Source organism: Pseudomonas shahriarae (assembly GCF_014268455.2).
GTDB lineage: Bacteria > Pseudomonadota > Gammaproteobacteria > Pseudomonadales > Pseudomonadaceae > Aquipseudomonas > Aquipseudomonas shahriarae.
Genome location: NZ_CP077085.1, coordinates 4,523,673 through 4,548,792, shown reverse-complemented (window position 1 = coordinate 4,548,792; position 25,120 = coordinate 4,523,673). Strand labels below are relative to the sequence as shown.

Here is a 25,120-nt window from a genome sequence, read left to right as displayed (position 1 = left end):
GAACCATGGCTGAAGCAAAAGTACTGAGTGGCGCCGGCCTGCGTGGCCAGGTGGCCGGGCAGACGGCACTGTCCACCGTGGGCCAGGCCGGTGCCGGCCTGACCTATCGCGGCTACGACGTGCGTGAACTGGCCGCCGACGCGCAGTTTGAAGAAGTCGCCTACCTGCTGTTGTACGGCGAATTGCCGAGCAAGGCCGAGCTGGCGGCCTACAGCGCCAAGCTGAGCAAGCTGCGTGACCTGCCCCAGGCGCTCAAGGAAGTGCTGGAACGCATCCCTGCCGACGCCCACCCGATGGACGTGATGCGCACCGGTTGCTCGTTCCTCGGCAATATCGAACCGGAAAAAGACTTCAGCGTGCAGCGCGATGTCACTGACCGCCTGCTGGCCGCGTTCCCGGCGATCATGTGCTACTGGTACCGCTTCAGCCACGACGGCAAGCGCATCGACTGCGTGACCGACGAGCCGAGCATCGGCGGGCATTTCCTGCACCTGCTGCATGGCAAGAAGCCGAGCGAGCTGCATGAAAAAGTCATGAACGTGTCGCTGATCCTCTACGCCGAGCACGAATTCAACGCCTCGACCTTCACCGCTCGTGTGTGTGCCTCGACCCTGTCCGACCTGTATTCCTGCGTCACCGCCGCCATCGGTTCCCTGCGCGGCCCGCTGCATGGCGGTGCCAACGAAGCGGCGATGGAAATGATCGAGCGTTTCTCCTCGGCCGAAGACGCCGTGAAAGGCACCCTCGGCATGCTGGAACGCAAGGACAAGATCATGGGCTTTGGCCACGCGATCTATAAAGACAACGACCCGCGCAATGAGGTGATCAAGGGCTGGTCGAAAAAACTCGCCGATGAAGTGGGCGACAAGGTGCTGTTCCCGGTCTCCGAAGCCATCGACAAGACCATGTGGGAACAGAAGAAACTGTTCCCCAACGCCGACTTCTACCATGCCTCGGCGTACCACTTCATGGGCATCCCGACCAAGCTGTTCACCCCGATCTTCGTCTGCTCACGCCTGACCGGCTGGGCGGCGCATGTGTTTGAGCAGCGCGCCAACAACCGCATCATCCGTCCAAGCGCCGAGTACATCGGCGTCGAGCAGCGCAAGTTCGTGCCAATCGAACGTCGCTGAGTGGGGAGACCGACAATCCGGAATTGGTAGCCGAATCAAAAGTGTGGGAGCGGGCTTGCTCGCGAATACGGGGTAACAGTCACTGAATGTGTTGAATGACACACCACATTCGCGAGCAAGCCCGTTCCCACATTTTGACCTCATTCCAATTCTGGGGCGGCACAGGTCTTCCTTTTGTAACTACCGTGACCGAGTCCTGACGATGAACACTGAATTTCGCAAACCGCTCCCCGGCAGCCGCCTGGATTACTTCGACGCCCGTGCGGCTGTCGAGGCCATCACCCCCGGTGCCTACGCCACGCTGCCTTACACCTCCCGCGTGCTCGCCGAAAACCTGGTGCGTCGCTGCGACCCGGCGACCCTCAACGCTTCCCTGAGCCAATTGATCGAGCGCAAGCGCGACCTCGACTTCCCCTGGTTCCCGGCCCGGGTGGTGTGCCATGACATCCTCGGCCAGACCGCCCTGGTAGACCTCGCCGGCCTGCGTGACGCCATTGCCCTGCAAGGCGGCGACCCAGCCCAGGTCAACCCGGTGGTGCCGACCCAACTGATCGTCGACCACTCCCTGGCCGTCGAGGCCGGAGGTTTTGACCCGCAGGCCTTCGAGAAAAACCGCGCCATTGAAGACCGCCGCAATGAAGACCGTTTCCACTTTATCGAGTGGACCAAAAAGGCTTTCAAAAACGTCGATGTGATCCCGCCGGGCAACGGCATCATGCACCAGATCAACCTGGAGAAAATGTCCCCGGTGATCCAGGTGCGTGACGGCGTGGCCTTCCCGGATACCTGCGTCGGCACCGACAGCCACACCCCCCACGTTGACGCCCTGGGCGTAATCGCCATCGGCGTCGGCGGCCTGGAAGCCGAGAGTGTGATGCTTGGCCGCGCGTCGTGGATGCGCCTGCCGGAAAGCGTTGGCGTCGAACTGACGGGCAAGCTGCAACCGGGCATCACCGCCACCGACATGGTGCTGGCCCTGACCGAGTTCCTGCGCCAGCAGAAAGTTGTCGGTGCCTGGCTGGAGTTCTTCGGCGAAGGCGCCTCGGCCCTGACCCTGGGCGACCGGGCCACCATCTCCAACATGGCTCCGGAATACGGCGCCACGGCGGCGATGTTCTACATCGACGCGCAGACCATCGCTTACCTCAAGCTCACCGGGCGTGAAGACGAACAAGTCGCCCTGGTCGAGCAGTATGCGCGGCACACCGGCCTGTGGGCCGATGACCTCAAGGGCGCGCAATACGAGCGTGGCCTGAGCTTCGACCTGTCCAGCGTCGTGCGCAATATGGCCGGCCCGAGCAACCCGCACGCCCGCGTGGCCACCAGCGACCTGGCGGCCAAGGGCATTTCCGGGCAATGGGATGACGTGCCGGGGCAAATGCCCGACGGCGCGGTGATCATCGCCGCCATCACCAGTTGCACCAACACCAGCAACCCACGCAACGTGATCGCCGCCGGCCTGCTGGCGCGCAATGCCAACAAGCTTGGGTTGGCCCGCAAGCCGTGGGTCAAGTCGTCCCTGGCGCCGGGTTCGAAAACCGTGGCCATGTACCTCGACGAAGCCGGGCTGACCAGCGAGTTGGAGCAGCTGGGTTTTGGCGTCGTGGCCTTCGCTTGCACCACTTGCAATGGCATGTCCGGTGCACTCGATCCGGTGATCCAGCAAGAAATCATCGACCGCGACCTGTACGCCACCGCCGTGCTCTCGGGTAACCGCAACTTCGACGGGCGCATCCACCCGTACGCCAAGCAGGCATTCCTGGCTTCGCCACCGCTGGTGGTGGCCTATGCGATTGCCGGTACCATCCGCTTCGATATCGAGAAGGACGTGCTGGGCCTGGACGCCACCGGCAAGGAAATCCGCCTGCAGGACATCTGGCCGAGCGATGAAGAAATCGACGCAGTGGTCAAGGCCTCGGTCAAGCCGGAGCAGTTCCGCCAGGTCTACATCCCGATGTTTGCGATCCACGAGGACACCGGCCCGAAAGTCACGCCGCTGTACGACTGGCGCCCGCAGAGCACCTACATCCGCCGCCCGCCGTACTGGGAAGGCGCCCTGGCCGGTGCGCGTCCGCTCAAGGGCATGCGCCCGCTGGCGGTGCTGCCGGACAACATCACCACTGACCACCTGTCGCCGTCCAACGCGATCATGCTCGACAGCGCCGCCGGCGAATACCTGGCGAAAATGGGCCTGCCGGAGGTCGACTTCAACTCGTATGCAACGCACCGCGGCGACCACCTGACCGCCCAGCGCGCGACCTTTGCCAACCCCAAGCTGTTCAATGAAATGGTCCAGGAAAACGGCAAGATCAAGCAGGGTTCCCTGGCGCGCATCGAGCCGGAAGGCAAGGTCACACGGATGTGGGAAGCCATCGAAACCTACATGGAGCGCAAGCAGCCGCTGATCATCATTGCCGGCGCCGACTACGGCCAGGGTTCGTCCCGCGACTGGGCGGCCAAGGGCGTGCGCCTGGCGGGTGTGGAAGCGATTGCCGCCGAAGGCTTCGAACGCATCCACCGCACCAACCTGGTGGGCATGGGCGTGCTGCCCCTGGAATTTTTGCCGGGTACTGACCGCAAGACCCTGCAGATTGATGGCAGCGAAACCTATGACGTGATCGGCGAGCGCACCCCGCGTGCGCAGTTGACCCTGGTGATCAACCGCAAGAATGGCGAGCGTGTCGAAGTGCCGGTGACCTGCCGCCTGGACACCGCTGAAGAAGTGTCGATCTACGAGGCGGGCGGCGTGTTGCAGCGTTTTGCCCAGGACTTCCTGGAATCGGCGGCGACCGCCTGAAGAGGATAACCATGACACACGTAGCGCAAATCAAGATCGCCGCCACCTACATGCGTGGCGGCACCAGCAAGGGCGTGTTTTTCAACCTCAAGGACCTGCCCGAATCGGCCCAGGTCCCGGGTGCGGCGCGCGATGCCTTGCTGCTGCGGGTGATCGGCAGCCCCGATCCCTATGACAAACAGATCGACGGCATGGGCGGTGCCACCTCGAGTACCAGCAAAACCGTGATCCTCGCCAAGAGCACCCGCGCCGAGCATGACGTGGACTACCTGTTTGGCCAGGTCTCCATCGACAAGCCGTTCGTAGACTGGAGCGGCAACTGCGGCAACCTGTCAGCGGCGGTCGGCTCGTTTGCCATCAGCAGCGGCCTGGTGGATGCGGCCCGCATTCCCCACAACGGCGTGGCCGTGGTGCGGGTCTGGCAGGCGAATATCGGCAAGACCATCATCGCCCATGTGCCCGTCACCAACGGCGCGGTGCAGGAAACCGGCGACTTCGAGCTGGATGGTGTGACCTTCCCGGCGGCGGAAGTGCAACTGGAGTTCATGGACCCGGCAGCGGAAGAAGAGGGCGGCGGCGGTTCGATGTTCCCTACCGGCAACCTGGTCGACGACTTGGAAGTACCGGGTGTCGGCACCTTCAAGGCGACGCTGATCAACGCCGGGATCCCGACGATTTTTATCAACGCCGAAGACCTCGGCTACACCGGCACCGAGCTGCAAGGCGCGATCAATAGCGATCCCAAAGCCCTGGCCATGTTCGAGCAGGTACGGGCCTATGGTGCATTGCGCATGGGCCTGATCAAGCACCTGGACGAAGCGGCCCAGCGCCAGCACACGCCGAAGGTGGCGTTTGTGGCCAAGCCTGCGGATTACCTGGCCTCCAGTGGCAAGGCGATCAAGGCCGGCGATGTGGATCTGCTGGTGCGCGCGCTGTCCATGGGCAAGCTGCACCACGCGATGATGGGGACGGCGGCGGTGGCGATTGGCACGGCGGCGGCGATTTCCGGAACCCTGGTCAACCTCGCGGCGGGCGGTGTGGAACGCAACGCCGTGCGCTTCGGGCATCCGTCCGGCACCTTGCGCGTGGGCGCCGAAGCCAGCCAGGTCAACGGCGAATGGGTGGTAAAGAAAGCCATCATGAGCCGCAGTGCGCGGGTCTTGATGGAAGGCTACGTGCGCGTGCCCGGCGACGCATTCTAAAGCTCTGCGCCGGCCCCGATATGTGAGCGGGCTTGTGTGGGAGCGGGCTTGCCCGCGAGAGCGGCGTGTCAGTCACGCAGATACCAACTGATCCAGCGCTATCGCGGGCAAGCCCGCTCCCACAAGGGGGCGGCGGCCTCTGGATTTATGTACGAGAGCAGGCATTCAGACCTGCCACAAACCACCCACCCTGAGCCTGAGGAAGGAACACACCCAACCCATTTTGGAGTACTGCCATGAGCGCCAACGTCGACCAGAACAACCGCCCCGACTACGACCCGGTTTTGCAGGACATTGCCGATTACGTCCTCAACTACCGCATCGACTCCCCGGATGCCCTGGACACCGCCCGCAACTGCCTGATGGACACCCTCGGTTGTGGCCTGCTGGCCCTGCGTTTTCCCGAGTGCACCAAGCATTTGGGACCGATTGTCGAAGGCACAGTGGTGCCGTTCGGTGCGCGGGTGCCGGGTACGTCCTATCGCCTGGACCCGGTCAAGGCCGCGTGGGACATCGGCTGCATCGTGCGTTGGCTCGATTACAACGACACCTGGCTCGCCGCCGAATGGGGCCATCCTTCGGATAACCTCGGTGGCATTCTCGCCGTCGCTGATCACCTGTCGCAAAAACGCGTGGCCCATGGCGAGGCGCCGCTGACCGTGCGCGCGGTGCTGGAAGCGATGATCATGGCCCACGAAATCCAGGGTGTGATTGCCCTGGAAAACTCCTTCAACCGCGTCGGTCTTGACCATGTGCTGTTGGTGAAAGTGGCCTCCACTGCGGTCTGTGCCAAGTTGATGGGGGCCAACCGCGAACAGATGCTGTCGGCACTGTCTCATGCCTTTGTCGATGGTCAGGCCTTGCGGACCTACCGGCATGCGCCAAACGCCGGGTCACGCAAATCCTGGGCGGCGGGGGATGCATCCAGTCGTGGTGTACGTCTGGCGGATATCGCTCTGCGTGGCGAGATGGGCATCCCCGGCGTGCTGAGCGCACCGCAGTGGGGCTTCTACGACGTGTTGTTCAGTCACACCAACAAGGACCTGGCCCTCAAGCCTGAGGACAAGCGCGCATTCAGTTTGCCCCAGCCCTATGGCACTTATGTGATGGAAAACGTGCTGTTCAAGATCAGCTTTCCTGCAGAGTTCCACGCCCAGACCGCCTGTGAAGCTGCTGTCACCTTGCACCCGCAGGTCAGGCACCGCTTGCACGAGATCGAGCGCATCGTGATCACCACCCACGAGTCGGCCATTCGCATCATTTCCAAGGTCGGCCCACTGGCCAATGCGGCCGACCGCGACCATTGCCTGCAATACATGACAGCCGTGCCCCTGGCGTTTGGCAACCTGGTCGCCGAGCAGTACGAAGATGAGTTCCATACAGCGCACCCGATCATTGATGAGTTGCGCGGCAAAATGGAAATCGTCGAAGATCCACGCTACAGCCGCGAGTACCTGGAAGCGGACAAGCGTTCCATTGCCAACGCGGTGCAGGTGTTCTTCACCGATGGTTCGAGCACCGAGCAGGTCGCGGTGGAATACCCGATTGGCCATCGTCGGCGCCGGGCGGATGGCATTCCTTTGCTGGAAGACAAGTTCAAGGCCAACCTGGGGACACGCTTCCCCGCGCAGCGCAGCGCCGAGATTTTTGCACTGTGCAAGGATCAGGCACGGCTTGAAGCGACGCCGGTGAACCGGTTTGTGGATTTGTGGGTGATATGAGGGCGTCGGGCGGCGAGTTGTGAAGTGGACATACTTTGCTATTCGTACGCCCGACATCGCCGGAACCTTATTCCGATAATGACCAATCAGATAGCCAGATGACCTGTTTTTGCCGGGGCATCCGGGATGCAATGCCCGTGAATCAACTACCTGAATCTGAGAGGTCCACTATGACGAGCGTAAGTCATTCGCAGTACGCACCCAGCCAGCCCTATGAAATGCCTCCCAAACCAGCGTCCGTGCAGAACGAAGGCCGTGCTGAAACGGATGCCCCGCCCGGCGCGCAAGCAGATTCAACTCCACCCCGCCCACCGATGACTGCGCAGCAGCGTGGGCAGTTTGCGGCACATAAAGGCCTGGTCAATGCACCGTCATCCAATGCCAGTACTAACTCGCCTCAACTGGCGCAGCTCTCCCAGGAAAACAACCAGCTGCGTGACAGTCTTAACCAGTTGGTTGCCCACTTCACGCCGATAATCACTGAGCTTGAACAGCAGATAGCAAACCTGGGGCAGCAAGCCGGCATGATGGAGAGCCCTGCAAAAGGGGGCGCCCCATCGAAACAAGATGCCAGTGGCCGCGCAGAAGCAGGGCAGGGCAAAGTGCCGCCTGAAGCCAGTGCTCGCGCAGACAACAACACGCCGGTGTCGGGGTCGGAGGCACCTCGTAGCCTCGAGCAGCTGACTGCTGAAAATGACCAACTGCGCGAGACGATTGAGCGCCTGCAAACCCAGTTCACGGCGGTGGTGACTAAGCTGCAAAAGCAGATCCAGGCGTTGACCCAGAAAATGGGGGGGGCAGATGCCTCCGCAAACGAAGCCCCTGCCGCAGGTCCGAAGACTGACGGCAATGCCCCGTCGGCTCCCCCATCGGCTGAGCAAGCGCCCGGTGCCGAGGACGCTCCAGCAGCGGCTCAGACCCATGAGCCAACGCCACCGGCGAACCGCAGCGCCGACGATCTCATGCGCGACAACCAGCAACTGCGCGCACGTATAGATCAAATGATGACTGAGTTCACCCAGGTGATTACCCAACTGCAACAGCAAGTCCAGCAATTGAGTGCCCAGATCAAAGCCCAGGCGAAGTAAAGGCAAGCGTGCCAATAGGGGCGTTTACCCCCCCCCCCGTTGGCAGCTTGATGCTTCACTCGAACCGCAGGATCACCCGCCGGTTGTGCTTGCTTTTTTTCTCGATTTTCTCGCAGAACACCCGGCCGATTTCTTCGGTGTTGACCACATGGGTGCCGCCACACGGCTGGATATCAATGCCGGCAATTTCAATCACCCGCACCGCGCCCTGGATCACCGGGGGCGCGACCGCCTGGGTGCGGGTGATCTGCAGCAGGGTGGAATATTCGGACGCCGGCATCGACAGCGACTTGACCTCATGGGCCTGCTCGATCAAGGCATTGAGGTCGCGGGTGATGCTCTCCTTGTCCAGGGTCATTTCCGGTAGGTCGAAATCCAGGCGGCCCTTGTCGGCGCTGATGCTGCAACCGGTCACCGGCGCGTCGATGATCGAGCACAGCAGATGCAGGCAGGTGTGCATCTTCATGTGCTGGTAGCGCCGCTCCCAGTCCAGGCCGGCGTCTACCTGTGCGCCTGCGCGCAATGACTCGGGGCAGTGTTCCACTTGATGCCAGATGATCGAGCGCAGTACCGGGTCGCGCACAGTCCCGGTCACGTTGACTCGGCTGCCGTCCGCCAGAGTGAAGTAACCGGTGTCTCCGGGCTGGCCACCCCCGGTGGGGTAGAACAGGGTGTGCTCCAGGGCCACGCCCTGTTCGCTGACGGCAATCACGCGGGCGCTGAAGGCGTTCTGGTAAGGCGCGCTGTCAAACAGCGCCAGGGTTTCCATAGTGTGTACGGACATGTTCATCCTCCAACGATCAGTGGGCTGGTTTGCAGCAGGCGCCGCACCATTGCGCTCAACCCGGGTGGGGAGAGCAGGGTGACTTCGAACTTCGCCCCGCACACCTTCAGGTTCAGGGGCAGGCGCGGGGGATAGGTGGGGGCCTGCAGCGTACGCAGGCGAAACTGCAGGTGATGACGCTCCTTGACCGTGGGCTCCAGCACCACGCCGGACAATGGATGGAAGTCGGCATCCAGCAGCGTGACCCGGTGGCTGATGTCGACTTCACCGACCACATGCAGGCGCTCGTCGAGGGCAAAGGCTCCGAGGTAGTTGCTGGCGTCCGATTCGTCGTTTTTCTGCAACTGGATCTGGTTGACCACCTTGACCTTGGTGCCTGCGGGCACGTCCTGGGTGATGACACAGGAGGGGCTGATAAACACGTTGTCGCCGATCAGCACATACCCGAGCACCCTGGCGCCTGCGCCGACTTCCACGTTATTGCCCAGGCGCGGGTGGCGCTTGCCGTCCGGGTTGTTGGCGATGCCCCGGGCGCCCAGGGTCACGCCACACAGGATGTAGCAGTCATTGCCGATCTCGCAGGTTTCGCCGATTACCGTGCCAAAGCCATGATCCAGCACAAAGCGCCGGCCAATGCGGGCGGCCGGGTGGATTTCGGCGCCGGACAGGAGCTTGCCCTGGTTGCTCAAAGTCAGCGCAATGGCGCAGAACTGGCCGTGGGCCGGGTCGGGAAGGTTCCAGACACAATGCGCCAGCCGGTAATACAGCACGGCCTTGAACGAGGCGTAGGACTCCAGGATCAGTTCACCCCGGCCGCGGGACGCCGGATCGCGCCAGGCGTAGGCGATCAGGTCCTCGGCCACTTCCTGCGCCGCTGGCTGGATCAACTCCGCCAGGTGTGGCTGCAACTGTGCCATCTGCGCTGGCGACAGGGTGGCGATGAGGTGGGTCAGCAACTCATCGTGCAGCTGTTGCATGTCGATAAAGCCTCCCATGGAAGGCACCCCCGTAATTGTCGTTATTCGAAACAGGGCAGATAACTGTCGGCGCTGTCGTACACCATGGTCAGGACGACGGTGTCGGTGGGCAGTTCCGGGGCGAGCTTGGCGATGGCCACCATATTGGCGGCCGACGACAGTCCCAGGCTGATGGCGTCGGTACGCATGATGCGCTTCATCATTTCCAGGCAGTCGAGGCGCGAGACCTTGAGCATGCCGTCCAGCACATTCAGGTTGAGAATGCTCGGGATCAAGCCGATGGACAGGCCCTGGATATGGTGCGGCGCATGGCGGTCGCTGAGCAGGTCGCACTCCTCGGGTTCTACACCCATCACGCGGATCTGCGGCCAGGCGGCCTTGAGGGTTTCACCGATCCCGGTGATATGGCCCCCGGTGCCGATACCGCTGACGAAGTAGTCGACCTGGCGCTCGCCAAAGGCGCGGATGATTTCCGGGGCGGTGGTGTCGCGATGGGTCTGGGGGTTGGCGCCGTTGCGTTGCTGGTTGAGCATGACGAAGCTGGGGTTTTCCAGCTGCAGCTCCATGCACTTTTCGCCATGGGAGTTATTGCCCAGGCGGCTGTCCGACAGCACTACCTTGGCCCCATACAGGCGCAGCAGCTTTTGCTTTTCGGGGCTGTAGTTGTCGGGAATCACCAGCACCACCTTGTAGCCCAGCACATTGCCGGCCATCACCAGGCCGATGCCGGTGTTGCCCCCGCTGGGTTCGATGATGGTTTGCCCTGAGTTACGAATCAGGATGCCCCGGCGCTCGGCGTCGAGGATCATGCCCAAGGCAATCCGTGCCTTGTGGCTACCGCCCGGGTTCAGGGATTCAAGCTTGGCGAAGACCTCGATGCCGAGGTCTTCGGAGAATTGTTCCAGGCGCACGATGGGCGTTTGGCCGATGGCGTCGAGTATGGAGTTGTGCAGCATCAGATAAGTACCCCCAGGCCTGTGATCAGTACAAAGGCATGTCGGGTTCGACGTCGCGCACCCAATGTTTCATGCCGCCTTCAAGCACCCGGGTGTTGGCAAAGCCAGCGGCCAGCAAGGTGCTGGCGGCCTGCTCGGCGCGGATGCCGGCGTAGCAGATCAGGTAATGGGTGTTGTCACGGCTGAGCGTGTCGAGGTGCTCGTCGAGCTGGGCCAGGGGGATGTGCACCACGCCGGGCAGTTGGCATACCTCCAGCTCGCTGGCGTCGCGCACATCCAGCAGGATGTCGGCGCTGCTGCGCTGCTCCAGCAACTGCTTGAGCACCTGGGGCTTGATGTAGTGCTCTGCGGCCAGGCTTGGAGCGCTGCGGATGGCATCGGCACAGACGGTGGCTACGGGCTGATGTTCTTCACGCAGGTCGGAGCAGCACGGGCAGTCGGCGCGGCGCTTGAAACGGATTTCACTGAATTTCATGGCCAGGGCATCAAAGCGCATCAACCGGCCGGACAAGGACTCGCCCAGGCCGATCAGCAGCTTGATCGCCTCGGTGGCCTGGATCATCCCGACCACGCCGGGCAGTACACCGATGACCCCGCCAGCACTGCAATTGGGCGCCAGTTCCGCCGGCGGGGCGTGGGGGTACAGGCAGCGGTAGCAGGGCCCGCCCTGGTAATTGAACACGCTGATCTGGCCGTCGAAACGGTAGATCGCGCCATACACCAGCGGCTTGCCCAATTGTACGCAGGCATCATTGACCCGGTAGCGGGTCTCGAAGTTGTCCGTGCCGTCGATCACCAGATCGTAGGCGCCGACCAGTTCCAGGGCATTGTCGGCGTTCAGCGCGGTGTCGTAGGTGTTGATCCGGATGTGCGCGTTGAGGTCCTGCAACCGGCGCTTGGCGGATTCGACCTTGGGCAGGCCCAGGGTGCTGTTGCCATGCACCACCTGGCGTTGCAGGTTGCTGCTTTCCACCACATCGAAGTCCACCAGGCCCAGGGTGCCGATGCCGGCAGCGGCCAGGTACAGGCTGATGGGCGAGCCCAGGCCGCCGGTGCCGATGATCAACACCCTGGCTTTTTTCAGGCTCAGTTGCCCTTCGCGGCCGACACCCGGCAGGGTGATATGGCGCACATAGCGCTGCACTTCCTCGTTGCTCAAGGACTCGATGTCCATGCCGCCGGAGGTGGCGAGCAGCACTTCGATTTTTGCTTTTTCGGGCAGCGGCTCGTCGGGGCCGATCAGTTCTTCCCCGGCCGTGAACAGGAAGTGTTCCTTGAGCCGGCCGTTGTTCTCGTGGAACAGGTGCGCCCGCAGCTGCGGGTAGCGGGCACAGAGGCCTTCAATGACTTCGCGCAATGTCGATCCGGCACCCTCGAGGGTCGATTCTGGCAACTTGGCCACACGGGCCAGGATGTCGGGGAAAGAGACAGCGTTCATGTACAACTCCGTTTGCAGGTCGTTGAAGGGGTTGAGGGCGAAGTGCGTGCCATCCCAGGCAAACAGCTTCGACCCAAGGGCCTTGCCCTGGCGGACATCCACCACCAGGTAACTGACGGGGTAGATCGGTTCCCCCATGTAGAGGGCCTTGTCCTGATCCTCGTCGCTGAAGTAGGCACCGACATCCGGGTGGGAGTGGTAAATCACCACCACCGGGTTGTCCGTGCGAAAGGCCTTGTTCATCAGCAGCGTGTCGGTCACCGAGAAGGTGTAGCCGTTGGCCGCGCTGCGGGGGTAGGCCTCGGGGTTCTTGCGGTGCAACTCGTTCTGGATATTGCTGCCCAGGTACACGCTGCCGTCGGCAAAGACAAAGCCGCAGCACTCTTCGGGATAGGTGCTGCTGGCGTGGGCGTAGATCTGCTCCAGGGCGGTTTGGCGGAGGACTTCCATGTTTCTCTCGCGTGGTGGGTAAAGGGTCAATTGGGTTTTGCCAGCAGCTTTTCGATCGGCAGCTTGGTGATTGCAAAGCCGGCCAGCAGGATCGCCGAATACAGCATCAGGTCCCGGGACAGTTCCAGGCCTTCGTACCAGGCACCGATGATCACGGCGAACACCGGGAAAATAATGAAGACGAACGACAGGATGATCGGGCTCAGGCGCTTGAGCAGCATGAAGTACACGATAAAACCGCCCACCGACGCTACCAGGCCCAGGTAGAACAGGGCGCTCCAGGACCGCAGGGTGATGGCCTCGAAGGTCGGCGATTCAAACCAGAGGCCGGCGACGAACAGCATCAGCCCGGCAATCCCGATGGGCAGGGTGTTGTAGGTGATCACGCTGATGGCGCTGCCTTTTTGCTTGGTAATGACATAGCACAAGGCATGCATGATCGCGGCGGTCAGAATCGCCAGTACGCCGAAGAACTCGGCATGGTCAAGGTGCAGTCCCTGACTCTTGAGGATCATGTACAGGCTGCCGAAACCGATGCCGATCCCGATGACCTGGGAAAAGTAGATGCGCTCGCGTAGGAACAATGCCGAGAAGATCAGGATAAACACTGGCATACAGCTGAACAGCAGGGCGGTCAGGCCGGACGAGACGTGCATCTCGCCGTAGTTGAGCAGGTAGTACGGCACGCTGAAATAGCACAGGGTCACGAACACAAAGAACCAGCGGCTCTCCCGTGGAAACAGGATTGGTTCGCGCCGCACCAGGGCAAAGCACAGGAACAGCGGAAAGGCGATGAGGAAGCGTAAGCCCGCCGAGGTCAGTGGCGGCACGCTTTCCACCGCGATCTTGATCCCCAGCCAGGTGGTGCCCCAGCTCAGGCAGACAATCAGAAACATCACACTGGTGATCAGGCCAGCCAGCCATTGTTTGTGGTTTTTGGTTTTTTCGGCATTTTCGATGACGGCGGACATTGGCATTGTTTATTGCTTCCCTGAGCCGGAATTGAACTCTATATTGAACTTGTAATTAGAGGTTTCACCCGGTGAATGAACCCGTAAAAGCACACTATTAGGGCGAATGATGGCTGTCAAAACAAATATTGACATGGTGTCAATCATGCGAGAGGGACTGTCCAATGGGCAGGGTGTGAAGTACAAGCGCCTGTCAGATGTCATGGAGCGGGGCATCCTCGAAGGCTTGATCGAACCGGGGCGCAAACTGCCCCCTCATCGGGTGCTTTCCGACAATCTGGGGGTGACCATCGGGACCATCAGCCGTGCCTACGGTGAACTGGAACGCCTGGGCCTGGTGGTGGCACGGGTGGGCGACGGAACATTCGTGCGCAAGCGTGGGATGGAGCGCCAGCGTGACGAAGGCTTTCGCAACGTCAGCGAGGAGCCGCGGCAGTACTTCGATATGAGCCGCAATATGCATATCCCTGGGCAGGAGACCACGTTCCTGGCCCAGAGCTTTGAAACCCTGGCCACCAATGCCAAGTTCCTGCAGGACATCAGCGCCTACACCCCGGACGCCGGCTTGCCCCGCTACCGCGCGGCAGGTGCGCAATGGTTGGTGCAGCGCGACTTTCATCCGATTCCCGAGCAGGTCATCTGTGTCAATGGAGGCCAGCATGGGTTGCTGTGCGCCTTGATGGCGTTGGTGCGCGCGGGCGACACGTTGGTGACCGAGCAGTTGACCTACCCCGGCCTGATCACCGCCGCGCGGATGCTGGGCATTCGCCTGATCGGCCTGGAAATGGATGAGGAAGGCGTGTTGCCAGCAGCCCTGGAGGAAGTCTGTCGCAATCACCGGGTGGCCGCCCTGTACTGCACGCCGACCATCCAGAACCCGACGACGGCGGTGTTGTCGGTCGCCCGCCGTGAGGCACTGGTCAGGGTGTGTCGCGAGCACAACCTGCTGATCCTCGAAGACGAGGCCCACGGTGTGCTGGTGCAAGATCGCCCACCACCCCTGAGTCACTTTGCCCCAGAGCGCACGATTTTGATCAGCAGCCTGAGCAAGGCCGTGTCGGCCGGCTTGCGGGTGGGGTATGTGCATGCGCCACCGGCGCTGGTCAGCCGTATTTCTGCGGCCCTGCGTTCAACCTGCTGGATGGCCACGCCGGTGACCCTGGAGCTGGCCACGCAGTGGATTGAAAACGGCACGGCAGAGCATCTGCTGCGTCAACAGGTCAGTGAAATCAGCCGCCGCAAGGCGTTGGTCGAAGACCTGCTGAGCGGCCTGGAGTACCGGACTCACCTCAACAGCCCGCACTTCTGGATTGAAGTCCCGGAGCCTTGGCGGGCGTCGGAAATCGAGGCTGAACTCAAGCAGAACAATTACCTGATCGCCACGGCAGAAGCGTTTGCCGTAGGGCAGACGGCGGTGCCGCAGTTTATTCGGGCGAGTATCTGCAATACGTCTGAGGATGATCAGTTGCTGAGGGCCGGATTTGATGCGCTGGCTACGGCGCTGGGGCAGGGGGGGGACCGGTTCCACCTGTAAATGTTGTGGCGAGCGGGCTTGCCCGCGTTGGGCTGCGCAGCAGCCCCAAAACCAGGCCCCGATGAGTGTCTGGTGTACCGTGTTCTTCTCTATTTAGGGCTGCTTCGCAGCCCAACGCGGGCAAGCCCGCTCGCCACAGGTTATTTGAAGCGCCGCTCAACACCCTTTTCCACAAGGATCTTTGCCGAAATCTCTTCCACCGAAAAGTGCGTGGAATTGATGTGCGCAATGTTTTCCCGGCGGAACAGATTTTCCACTTCCCGGACCTCGAACTCGCACTGGGCATAGCTCGAATAACGGCTGTTGGGCTTGCGTTCGTTACGGATCGCCGTCAGCCGGTCCGGGTCGATGGTCAGGCCAAACAGCTTGTGCTGATGGGTGCGCAGCACCGCCGGCAGTTGCAGGCGTTCCATATCGTCTTCGGTCAGCGGGTAGTTGGCCGCACGGATGCCGAATTGCATGGCCATGTACAGGCAGGTCGGGGTCTTGCCGCAGCGCGACACGCCGACCAGGATCAGGTCGGCCTTGTCGTAGTAGTGGGTGCGGGCGCCGTCGTCGTTGTCCAGGGCGAAGTTGACCGCCTCGATCCGCTCCATGTAGTTGGAGTTATGGCCAATGGAATGGGACTTGCCCACGGAGTATGAGGAATGTTCACTCAGCTCCTGTTCCAGGGGCGCGAGGAAGGTCGAGAAGATGTCGATCATGAAACCATTGGAGGTCGCGAGGATCTCACGGATGTCCTGATTGACGATGGTGTCGAAAATGATCGGGCGCATACCGTCTTTTTCGGCGGCCAGATTGATTTGTTGTACCATGGCCCGCGCTTTATCCACGTTATCGATATAAGGCCGGGTGAATTTGGCGAAGGTGATGCTTTCGAACTGCGCGAGCAGGCTTTGACCCAGGGTTTCGGCGGTAATGCCGGTGCCGTCGGAGATAAAGAAAGCAGATCGTTTCATTTGAGCCTTGGGCCTTAAGCTGATGACGAATCTTGGATATGATAGGCGCGGTTTTGCCGCCCCACAGTGGGCTGCATTCTCACTTATTTTCCAGGTCCAGGCCACAAACGCCGGTAAATGCTCCTACTGAGCCACCGGCGCCCTGAGCTTTTCCAACACAGTTAGTGGAGAGATCACCTTGGTAGAGTACGTAGTTTCCCTCGATAAGCTCGGCGTCCATGATGTAGAGCATGTGGGGGGCAAGAACGCATCCCTCGGCGAGATGATCAGTAATCTTGCGGGCGCTGGTGTTTCGGTGCCCGGTGGTTTCGCCACCACCGCCCAGGCATACCGCGATTTCCTCGAACTGAGCGGCCTCAACGACCAGATCCACGCTGCCCTGGACGCGCTCGACGTCGATGACGTCAACGCCCTGGCCAAGACCGGCGCACAGATCCGTCAGTGGATCATGGAAGCCGAGTTCCCCGAGAAGCTCAACGCAGAAATTCGCACCGCCTTCGCCACCCTGTCGGCCGGCAACCCGGACATGGCTGTCGCCGTGCGCTCCTCGGCCACCGCCGAAGACTTGCCCGACGCCTCCTTCGCCGGCCAGCAGGAAACCTTCCTGAATATCCGTGGCGTGGAAAACGTCATCCGTGCAGCCAAGGAAGTATTTGCCTCGCTGTTCAACGATCGCGCTATTTCCTACCGTGTGCACCAGGGTTTCGACCACAAACTGGTGGCCCTGTCTGCCGGCGTGCAGCGCATGGTGCGTTCGGAAACCGGGACGGCCGGCGTGATGTTCACCCTGGACACCGAATCGGGCTTCCGTGACGTGGTATTTATTACCGGCGCCTACGGCCTGGGCGAAACCGTCGTACAAGGCGCGGTCAACCCGGACGAGTTCTACGTGCACAAGCACACCCTTGAAGCCGGCCGCCCGGCGATCCTGCGCCGCAACCTGGGCAGCAAGGCTATCAAGATGATCTACGGCGACGAGGCCAAGGCCGGTCGCTCGGTGAAAACCGTTGATGTCGACAAGGCCGAGCGTGCGCGTTTCTGCCTCAGCGATGCCGAAGTCAGCGAATTGGCCAAGCAGGCGATGATCATCGAGAAGCACTACAAGTGCCCGATGGACATCGAATGGGCCAAGGATGGCGACGACGGCAAGCTGTACATCGTCCAGGCCCGCCCGGAAACCGTGAAAAGCCGTACTTCGGCCAATGTCATGGAACGCTACCTGTTGAAAGAAACCGGCACCGTGCTGGTGGAAGGCCGTGCCATCGGCCAGCGCATCGGCGCGGGCAAGGTGCGGATCATCAAGGACGTGTCCGAGATGGACAAGGTCCAGCCAGGTGACGTGCTGGTCTCCGACATGACCGACCCGGACTGGGAACCGGTGATGAAGCGCGCCAGCGCCATCGTCACCAACCGTGGCGGGCGTACCTGCCACGCGGCGATCATCGCCCGTGAACTGGGGATCCCAGCGGTTGTCGGTTGTGGCAACGCCACCCAATTGCTCAAGGACGGCCAGGGCGTTACCGTTTCCTGCGCCGAAGGCGATACCGGCTTCATCTTTGAAGGTGAGCTGGGCTTCGATATCAAGCAAAACTCCATCGACGCCATGCCCGACCTGCCGTTCAAGATCATGATGAACGTCGGCAACCCCGACCGCGCCTTTGATTTTGCGCAGTTGCCGAACGCCGGTGTGGGCCTGGCCCGCCTGGAATTCATCATCAACCGCATGATCGGCGTGCACCCCAAGGCCCTGTTGAACTACGACGGCCTGCCGGTGGAAATCAAGGACAGCGTCGACAAGCGCATTGCCGGCTACAACGATCCGGTAGGTTTCTACGTCGAGAAGCTGGTGGAAGGCATCAGCACCCTGGCGGCGGCGTTCTGGCCGAAGAAAGTCATCGTGCGCCTGTCGGACTTCAAGTCCAACGAATACGCGAACCTGATCGGCGGCAAGCTTTACGAGCCGGAAGAAGAGAACCCGATGCTGGGCTTCCGTGGCGCCTCGCGTTATATCAGCGAAGCATTCCGCGATTGCTTCGAGCTTGAGTGCCGCGCCCTCAAGCGTGTGCGCAACGAGATGGGCCTGACCAACGTCGAGATAATGGTGCCCTTTGTGCGCACCCTGGGCGAAGCGAGCCAGGTCGTTGACCTGCTGGCCGAGAACGGTCTGACCCGTGGTGAAAACGGCCTGCGCGTGATCATGATGTGCGAGCTGCCGTCCAACGCCATCCTCGCCGAAGAGTTCCTGGAGTTCTTCGACGGTTTCTCCATCGGCTCCAACGACCTGACCCAGTTGACCCTGGGCCTGGATCGCGACTCCGGGATCATCGCGCACCTGTTTGACGAGCGTAACCCTGCGGTCAAGAAGCTGCTGGCCAACGCCATCCAGGCCTGTAACAAGGCCGGCAAGTACATCGGGATCTGCGGCCAAGGCCCTTCCGATCACCCGGACCTGGCCAAATGGCTGATGGAACAGGGCATCGAAAGCGTCTCGCTGAACCCCGATTCCGTGCTGGAAACCTGGTTCTTCCTGGCTGAAGGTCAAGCCTCGGCGTAATTGCCATTTGCCGGCCAGCCAGTGTGGCAGGCCGGCATTTCTCATTCTGTACAGGGCGGAACTCCTACCGGACGCCGCCCTTTTTTGTGCAAGAACATTATGCAAAGCAGCAGCAACCTGTTTCCCGTCGCCTTGATCAGCGCTGAGCGTCGTGGCGACCTGAGTGAAGATGTCTATCGCCTCAAGCCTGGCAACAGCCCGGATGGCACCGTAGAACTGGCGGTGACACGCCTGGGCCTGGCCGATGTCGCGCAAAGCCGTGGCATACCGGTGGTGTTGGTGCATGGCAGCTTTTCCAATCGGCGGTTCTGGTATTCGCCCAAAGGTATTGGCCTGGGGGCGTACCTGGCGCGCCAGGGCTTTGATGTGTGGATCCCGGAGATGCGCGGCCACGGGCTTTCCCGACGTAACCACGACTACGCCAAGAATCGCGTCGCCGACTATGCTCGTTACGACTTGCCAGCCATCGCTGCTTTTGTGCGTGAGCAAAGCGCGCAGATTCCGCACTGGATCGGCCACTCGCTGGGTGGTACGACTTTGGCGGCAGCCTTGGGTGGCCAGTATCTGGGCGCGCCGGCTGTCGCGTCGGTGGCGCTGTTTGGCTGCCAGGTCAGTCGTACTTACTGGCCGTTGAAAATTCCGCCGGTGGAGTGGGGAGGGCGCTTGATTTTGAAGCGTTTTGCCCAACTCTCCGGTTCGCGGCTCAAGCGTGGGCCGGAAGATGAGCCCATCGGCCTGGCCTTGGAAAGCATGCGCTGGCACGGTTTGTTCGGGCGTTTTGGCGATGCCGAGCGCGACTGGTGGAAAGGCCTGGCTGAGGTCGATGTGCCGCTGCTGGCAGTGAGTGCCGCAGGCGATCATCAAGACCCGGACTGGGCCTGCCGCAAGCTGTTTGACCAGGTCGGCAGCGAGCACCGCCAATACCTGTGCCTGGGGCGCAAGCAGGGGTTCAGCGGTGATTTCGGGCATGTCGAAATGCTGGTCAGCAAAGCCGCCCAGGCCGAAGTATGGCCATTGGTGCAGCGTTGGTTGAATGATCCACTGACACCTTTGGTCGGCTCGCAGGCGCCTGTGCTCGAGAGCGTCTGAGAAAAGGCTCTGCCAAGGGCGTTTCACTCGCGGTGGCTTGCGGCTAAGATATGACGCTTCGGGATGTTTTGGTCATATTCAGTCGCGCAGTGGCTATTGCGTTACGGTCTGGTGGGTCTGATCATGGTCGCCTGCGCAGTGGCAGGGCTTAAAGAATGCCCCTTGCGATGCGTTTTCCTGATGTAGCTGTGGATGTTCGACACCTTCTTTCACCGACAGGAGCTTCTCGATGAACCATTACGTTACCCCCGACCTGTGTGACGCCTACCCGGACCTGGTGCAGGTGCTGGAGCCGATGTTCGCCAACTTTGGTGGCCGGGACTCCTTCGGCGGCCAGATCGTGACCGTCAAGTGTTTTGAAGACAACTCCCGGGTCAAGGAACAGGCTGAGCTGGACGGCACCGGCAAAGTGCTGGTGGTCGACGGTGGTGGTTCGCTGCGCTGCGCCTTGCTGGGCGACATGATTGCTGATCGAGCGGCGAAAAATGGCTGGGAAGGCTTGGTGATCTACGGTTGTGTGCGTGACGTTGACGTGTTGGCGCAGACCGACCTGGGCGTGCAGGCCCTGGCCAGCCACCCGAAAAAGAGTCATCGCCAGGGTGTGGGCGACCTGGGCGGGGCCGTGACTTTTGCTGGCGTGACATTCCGTCCGGGCGAATATGTCTACGCCGACAATAACGGCGTGATTGTTTCGCCCAGCCCGCTGAAAATGCCGGAATAACCGCAGTAGTCGATGGGGTGAGGATGTTCGAGGAAGAAAACGCGCAGTGGGGGCTGGTGCATGCCCTGGTGCTGGACGGTAAAGGTGGTGCGCGTTCGATTGCCCGGACCGAGCTTGACGACCTGCAACTGCAGCCCCAGGAAAGCCTGTGGCTGCATTGGGACCGCAGTCATCCCCAGACCCAGACCTGGTTGCGCAAATCCAGTGGCCTGAGCGAATTCGCCTGTGACCTGCTGCTGGAGGAGAACACCCGCCCGCGGCTGTTGCCGTTGCCGGACGACGAATTGCTGCTGTTTCTGCGCGGGATCAACCTCAATCCGGGGGCTGAGCCGGAAGACATGGTGTCGGTGCGTATCTTCGCCGCGGCTGAACGGGTCATCTCCCTGCGTCTACGACCCTTGCGCGCCACCGACGAGTTGCTGGTGCAGTTGGCGGATGGAAAAGGCCCCAAGAGCGCTTCCGAGCTGATCTTGTACATGGCGCAGTACCTGACTCATAAAGTGCAGGATCTGGTCAGCGACCTGTCTGAAATCGTCGATATTGAAGAAGAAAAACTGGATGCCGACGAACGGTATACACCGGAACATGGCAACGTCCTGCAGATCCGTCGGCGTGCTGCTGCGCTCAAGCGTTTTCTGGCTCCGCAGCGGGATATTTTTGCGCAACTGACACGTATAAAATTGCCCTGGTTTGTCGATGACGATGCCGACTATTGGAATGAATTGAATAACAGCCTGACCCGTTACCTGGAAGAGCTGGAACTGAGCCGGGAGCGCGTGGGGCTGGTGCTGGAGGCCGAGGATCGGCGTTTGAGCGTGCGTATGAACCGCACCATGTACCGCTTCGGGATCATCACCGGGATCTTTTTGCCGATGAGTTTCCTGACCGGTTTGCTGGGGATCAACGTCGGGGGGATTCCGTTCTCCGAGAGTCCCTATGGATTCGTGGTGGCCTGCCTGTTGATGCTGTCGGTGGCCCTTGGACAATGGTGGTTGTTTCGACGTTTACGCTGGGTTTGACCTGAACGTGACCTGAACGGTCGGAGGGGTCATGTGACCCGACGAATTTTGCCCTCGTCTTTTAATTCACTTGCGAGAGGTCCCTATGCACGATCCGTTTGAACAGTCTTTGCGTGACATGCTTAACGCTTCGCCGTCCAACCGTGACGACGATGCTTGCCTGGGCCGCGTGCTGAAAACCGCCAACCGCCAGGTAGGCGCGGGCGACCTGTTTGGTCTGCTCGGCCGCTGGGTGCCGGCACTGATGATGGCGCTGAACAATGGTTCGGCCCATGTATCACCTGTTTCTCGTCGTAAACCTATTGCTCGCACTGCTGATAAGGCTGATTGAATATGGAACTTGATCTCTGGACACAGAGTCTGGTCACTGCAATGACTGCGTTGTGGACCAAGGTGGCGAATTTCATTCCCAACCTGTTTGGTGCGCTGGTGCTGGTATTGCTGGGTTTTGTCGTGGCCAAGCTGCTCGACACCCTGCTCTCCAAATTACTCGCCAAGCTGGGCCTCGATCGCCTGATGGCTGGCACCGGGTTGACCAAGCTGCTGGGGCGCGCCGGGCTGCAAGTGCCGATCTCTACGCTGATCGGCAAGATCGTCTATTGGTTTGTTTTGCTGATTTTTCTGGTTTCTGCGGCGCAATCACTTGGACTTGAGCGAGTTTCAGCTACGCTCGACATGCTTGCGCTGTATTTGCCGAAAGTATTCGGCGGCGCGCTGGTGTTGCTGGTGGGTGTGTTGCTGGCGCAACTGGCCAATGGGCTGGTGCGCGGCGCTGCCGAGGGTGTAGGCCTGGACTATGCCGGCGGCCTGGGGCGAATTGCCCAGGGCCTGGTGATCATCATCAGTATTTCGGTGGCGATCAGTCAACTGGAGGTCAAGACTGACCTGCTTAACCATGTGATTGTGATCGTTTTGATTACCGTTGGTCTGGCCGTTGCGCTGGCCATGGGGTTGGGAAGCCGGGGAATTGCCGGGCAGATTCTTGCGGGAATTTATGTGCGTGAGTTGTATCAGGTGGGGCAACACGTGCGTGTTGGCGAGGTCGAAGGGCAGATTGAAGAGATCGGTACGGTGAAAACCACGGTGCTGACCGATGATGGCGAACTAGTGTCGCTGTCCAATCGGGTTCTGCTGGAACAGCAGGTCAATAGCCGCTAACCCGGTAACCCTGCTAATGTACGCCGCCGCAAACCTGGGTATCCAGGCTGTGGCGGACATTGACCTGACTGTCGGCACGACTTGTTTTGAATAAAGCCCAAACGCTGTCCACGCGCTATGACCCCCGTGAGCTCTCTGATGAGGAGTTGGTCGCGCGCGCGCACACGGAGCTGTTTCACGTAACACGCGCGTACGAAGAATTGATGCGCAGGTATCAACGCACTCTGTTCAACGTTTGTTCAAGGTATTTAGGGAACGATCGTGATGCGGATGATGTCTGTCAGGAAGTGATGCTCAAGGTGTTGTATGGCCTGAAGAACTTCGAGGGTAAATCGAAGTTCAAAACCTGGCTCTACAGCATCACGTACAACGAGTGCATCACGCAGTATCGTAAGGAACGGCGAAAGCGTCGCTTGATGGACGCGTTGAGCCTTGACCCCCTTGAGGAGGCGTCTGAAGAAAAGACGCCGGCACCCGAGGAGAAGGGCGGGCTTGATCGCTGGTTGGTGCATGTGAACCCAATTGACCGGGAAATTCTGGTGCTACGATTTGTCGCAGAACTGGAATTTCAGGAAATTGCTGACATTATGCATATGGGTTTGAGTGCTACAAAAATGCGTTACAAACGTGCTCTTGATAAATTACGTGAGAAATTTGCGGACAGTACTGAAACTTAGTTCGGTGCAAATATCTCTTACGTGTAGGCAAGTTCTGTTAGACTTGTCGCCGAGTTGTCCCCCGGTATGTGGGACTGCTTTACAATCACCAGATGGGGATTTAACGGATGAAACTGAAAAACACCTTGGGCTTGGCCATTGGTTCTCTTATTGCCGCTACTTCTTTCGGCGTTCTGGCACAAGGCCAAGGCGCAGTTGAAGGCGAGCTGTTCTACAAGAAGCAGTACAACGATAGCGTCAAGCACATCGAAGACGGCTTCAATCCTGGCGCTCGCATCGGTTACTTCCTGACCGACGACCTGTCCTTGAACTTGTCCTACGACAAGACCAACCACACCCGTTCGACTGACGGTACTGGCAACCAGAAGATCAAAGGTGATACCGGCAGCCTCGTTGCTCAGTACCACTTCGGTCAAGCTGGCGTCGACTCCCTGCGTCCATACGTAGAAGGTGGTTTCGGTCACCAGAGCCGTGGCAACGTACGTGCTGACGGCCACACCGGTCGCGATCAGACTACTTTCGCTACCGTTGGTACCGGCGTTAAGTACTACTTCACCAACAACCTGTACGCTCGTGCCGGTGTTGAAGCTGACTACGGTCTGGACAACGGCAAGTGGGACTACTCCGCACTGGTCGGCCTGGGCGTAAACTTCGGCGGTAACGCTGGCGCAGCTGCTCCAGCTCCTACCCCAGCACCAGCTCCAGAGCCAGTTCCAGAGCCAGAAGCTCCGGTTGCTCAGGTTGTTCGTGTTGAGCTGGACGTGAAGTTCGACTTCGACAAGGCCGTTGTTAAGCCTAACAGCTACGGCGACGTGAAAAACCTGGCCGACTTCATGGCTCAGTACCCAGCTACCAACGTAGAAGTTGCTGGTCACACTGACTCCGTCGGTCCAGACGCCTACAACCAGAAGCTGTCCCAGCGTCGTGCTGACGCTGTTAAGCAAGTCCTGGTTAAAGATGGCGTAGCTCCTAGCCGTATCACTTCGGTTGGTTACGGCGAATCCCGCCCAGTTGCTGACAACGCAACTGAAGCTGGTCGCGCTGTTAACCGTCGTGTAGAAGCGTCGGTTGAAGCTCAAGCTCAGTAATTACTGAGTGCTAGAAAAAAGCCCGGCTTAGGCCGGGCTTTTTTTCGCCTGCCATTTGCCTCAGGCGCTTGCCAGCAAGGCGGCTTCCACGGCTGTGGCTGCTACCGCGCCGATCACCAGGATGGCTGGGCTCTTCAAGGCAAACCCCTGGGCATCCTCCTGCATGCGCGCCAGGGAACTGCGGCATTCGCGCTGCTGGGGCATCGAGGCGTTCTCGATCATGGCCACCGGCATATCTGCGGCCATGCCTCCTTCCAGTAACTGCTGGGCAATCTCTGCAAGCTTCGCCACACCCATGTAGACCACCAGTGTCGTGCCACCCTCGGCCAGTGCCCGCCAATTAAGGCTGCTGTCGTCCTGGGTATGGGCGGTGACAAGCGTCACGCCACGACTGATTCCCCGCAGTGTCAGCGGTATGTCGCAGTTTGTTGCACCCGCCAGCCCGGCCGTGATGCCATTGACCAACTCCACGCTGACCCCTCGCTCCTTCAGCCAACTGGCCTCTTCGCCGCCGCGTCCGAAAATGCACGGATCGCCGCCCTTCAGGCGCACCACGCATTTACCCTGGCGCGCATAACGCAGCATCAAGCGATGAATGAAATCCTGGGGTGTGGAACGGCACCCCCCGCGCTTGCCGACGGTAATCACCCGCGTACCGGGGCAATGCTCAAGTACCGCCGGGTTGACCAGATCATCAATCAGCACCACATCGGCCTCGTGCAGGGCCCGTACGGCCTTGAGGGTCAACAACTCCGGATCACCCGGGCCTGCGCCCACCAGCCAGACTTTTGCATTCATAGGTAT

The 25,120-nt window shown here is 60.6% G+C and carries 21 protein-coding genes; 14 read left to right on the top strand and 7 right to left on the bottom strand.

What is annotated here, in order from left to right; translation table 11 throughout:
• Positions 1 to 5: 5 nt before the first annotated feature.
• The 5 genes from prpC (at position 6) to HU773_RS20105 (ending at position 7,941) form a co-directional block, all read left to right on the top strand.
• Entirely contained in the window at positions 6 to 1,133 is a 1,128-nt protein-coding gene (prpC, locus tag HU773_RS20125; protein WP_057439535.1) for a bifunctional 2-methylcitrate synthase/citrate synthase, read from the top strand.
• Positions 1,134 to 1,335: 202 nt separating this feature from the next.
• Complete coding sequence (gene acnD, locus HU773_RS20120; protein WP_186625671.1) at positions 1,336 to 3,930, top strand: Fe/S-dependent 2-methylisocitrate dehydratase AcnD; 2,595 nt, start codon at positions 1,336 to 1,338, stop codon at positions 3,928 to 3,930.
• 11 nt (positions 3,931 to 3,941) lie between these two features.
• Complete coding sequence (gene prpF / locus HU773_RS20115; protein WP_057960349.1) at positions 3,942 to 5,132, top strand: 2-methylaconitate cis-trans isomerase PrpF; 1,191 nt, start codon at positions 3,942 to 3,944, stop codon at positions 5,130 to 5,132.
• A gap of 236 nt (positions 5,133 to 5,368) precedes the next feature.
• Positions 5,369 to 6,853, top strand: coding sequence for a 2-methylcitrate dehydratase (gene prpD, locus HU773_RS20110; RefSeq protein WP_169989633.1), 1,485 nt, complete (start codon positions 5,369 to 5,371; stop codon positions 6,851 to 6,853).
• Positions 6,854 to 7,023: 170 nt separating this feature from the next.
• Entirely contained in the window at positions 7,024 to 7,941 is a 918-nt protein-coding gene (locus HU773_RS20105) for a hypothetical protein (RefSeq protein WP_186625673.1), read from the top strand.
• 55 nt (positions 7,942 to 7,996) lie between these two features.
• Here the strand turns inward: HU773_RS20105 and HU773_RS20100 are convergent, their stop codons facing one another.
• Genes HU773_RS20100 through HU773_RS20080 form a run of 5 tightly spaced genes read right to left on the bottom strand, consistent with a single transcriptional unit; the run spans position 7,997 to position 13,466 of the window.
• Positions 7,997 to 8,725: an alanyl-tRNA editing protein gene (locus HU773_RS20100; RefSeq protein ID WP_115128717.1), complete on the bottom strand. Its 729-nt coding sequence runs from the start codon at positions 8,723 to 8,725 to the stop codon at positions 7,997 to 7,999.
• Positions 8,726 to 8,727: 2 nt separating this feature from the next.
• Positions 8,728 to 9,720: a serine O-acetyltransferase gene (locus tag HU773_RS20095; protein ID WP_120733866.1), complete on the bottom strand. Its 993-nt coding sequence runs from the start codon at positions 9,718 to 9,720 to the stop codon at positions 8,728 to 8,730.
• Between the two features lie 23 nt (positions 9,721 to 9,743).
• On the bottom strand, positions 9,744 to 10,658 hold the full coding sequence (locus tag HU773_RS20090; protein WP_057439531.1) for a PLP-dependent cysteine synthase family protein: 915 nt from the start codon (positions 10,656 to 10,658) through the stop codon (positions 9,744 to 9,746).
• Positions 10,659 to 10,683: 25 nt separating this feature from the next.
• The gene (gene moeB, locus HU773_RS20085; RefSeq protein ID WP_186625674.1) at positions 10,684 to 12,546 is read right to left on the bottom strand and encodes a molybdopterin-synthase adenylyltransferase MoeB; all 1,863 of its coding nucleotides are present in this window, start codon (positions 12,544 to 12,546) and stop codon (positions 10,684 to 10,686) included.
• A gap of 26 nt (positions 12,547 to 12,572) precedes the next feature.
• A complete protein-coding gene (locus tag HU773_RS20080; protein ID WP_162947804.1) occupies positions 12,573 to 13,466 on the bottom strand; it encodes a DMT family transporter in 894 nt (297 codons plus the stop codon).
• A 160-nt stretch (positions 13,467 to 13,626) separates the two neighbouring features.
• On the opposite strand from HU773_RS20080, the gene HU773_RS20075 reads away from it, so the two are divergent.
• Complete coding sequence (locus HU773_RS20075; RefSeq protein WP_057960367.1) at positions 13,627 to 15,051, top strand: aminotransferase-like domain-containing protein; 1,425 nt, start codon at positions 13,627 to 13,629, stop codon at positions 15,049 to 15,051.
• A 140-nt stretch (positions 15,052 to 15,191) separates the two neighbouring features.
• On the opposite strand, the gene ppsR is transcribed toward HU773_RS20075, so the two are convergent.
• A complete protein-coding gene (gene ppsR / locus HU773_RS20070; RefSeq protein WP_032863389.1) occupies positions 15,192 to 16,010 on the bottom strand; it encodes a posphoenolpyruvate synthetase regulatory kinase/phosphorylase PpsR in 819 nt (272 codons plus the stop codon).
• Between the two features lie 178 nt (positions 16,011 to 16,188).
• On the opposite strand from ppsR, the gene ppsA reads away from it, so the two are divergent.
• The 8 genes from ppsA to HU773_RS20030 all read left to right on the top strand — a co-directional run bounded on the left by ppsA (position 16,189) and on the right by HU773_RS20030 (position 24,316).
• Positions 16,189 to 18,564, top strand: a complete 2,376-nt coding sequence (ppsA, locus tag HU773_RS20065; protein WP_029298284.1) for a phosphoenolpyruvate synthase — start codon at positions 16,189 to 16,191, stop codon at positions 18,562 to 18,564.
• A gap of 99 nt (positions 18,565 to 18,663) precedes the next feature.
• Positions 18,664 to 19,653, top strand: a complete 990-nt coding sequence (locus tag HU773_RS20060) for an alpha/beta fold hydrolase (RefSeq protein ID WP_057960344.1) — start codon at positions 18,664 to 18,666, stop codon at positions 19,651 to 19,653.
• A gap of 229 nt (positions 19,654 to 19,882) precedes the next feature.
• Positions 19,883 to 20,374, top strand: a complete 492-nt coding sequence (rraA, locus tag HU773_RS20055) for a ribonuclease E activity regulator RraA (RefSeq protein WP_029298280.1) — start codon at positions 19,883 to 19,885, stop codon at positions 20,372 to 20,374.
• A gap of 23 nt (positions 20,375 to 20,397) precedes the next feature.
• Positions 20,398 to 21,393, top strand: coding sequence for a divalent cation transporter CmaX (gene cmaX / locus HU773_RS20050; protein ID WP_057439526.1), 996 nt, complete (start codon positions 20,398 to 20,400; stop codon positions 21,391 to 21,393).
• Positions 21,394 to 21,478: 85 nt separating this feature from the next.
• Positions 21,479 to 21,724, top strand: a complete 246-nt coding sequence (locus HU773_RS20045) for a hypothetical protein (protein ID WP_038442312.1) — start codon at positions 21,479 to 21,481, stop codon at positions 21,722 to 21,724.
• A gap of 2 nt (positions 21,725 to 21,726) precedes the next feature.
• On the top strand, positions 21,727 to 22,551 hold the full coding sequence (locus HU773_RS20040) for a mechanosensitive ion channel family protein (protein ID WP_057439525.1): 825 nt from the start codon (positions 21,727 to 21,729) through the stop codon (positions 22,549 to 22,551).
• A gap of 86 nt (positions 22,552 to 22,637) precedes the next feature.
• On the top strand, positions 22,638 to 23,228 hold the full coding sequence (gene sigX, locus HU773_RS20035; protein ID WP_057439524.1) for an RNA polymerase sigma factor SigX: 591 nt from the start codon (positions 22,638 to 22,640) through the stop codon (positions 23,226 to 23,228).
• A gap of 107 nt (positions 23,229 to 23,335) precedes the next feature.
• On the top strand, positions 23,336 to 24,316 hold the full coding sequence (locus HU773_RS20030) for an OmpA family protein (RefSeq protein ID WP_057444927.1): 981 nt from the start codon (positions 23,336 to 23,338) through the stop codon (positions 24,314 to 24,316).
• 60 nt (positions 24,317 to 24,376) lie between these two features.
• On the opposite strand, the gene cobA is transcribed toward HU773_RS20030, so the two are convergent.
• Positions 24,377 to 25,114 (bottom strand): uroporphyrinogen-III C-methyltransferase, encoded by a 738-nt coding sequence (gene cobA / locus HU773_RS20025; RefSeq protein ID WP_057960343.1) that lies wholly within the window; start codon positions 25,112 to 25,114, stop codon positions 24,377 to 24,379.
• Positions 25,115 to 25,120 lie beyond the last annotated feature (6 nt).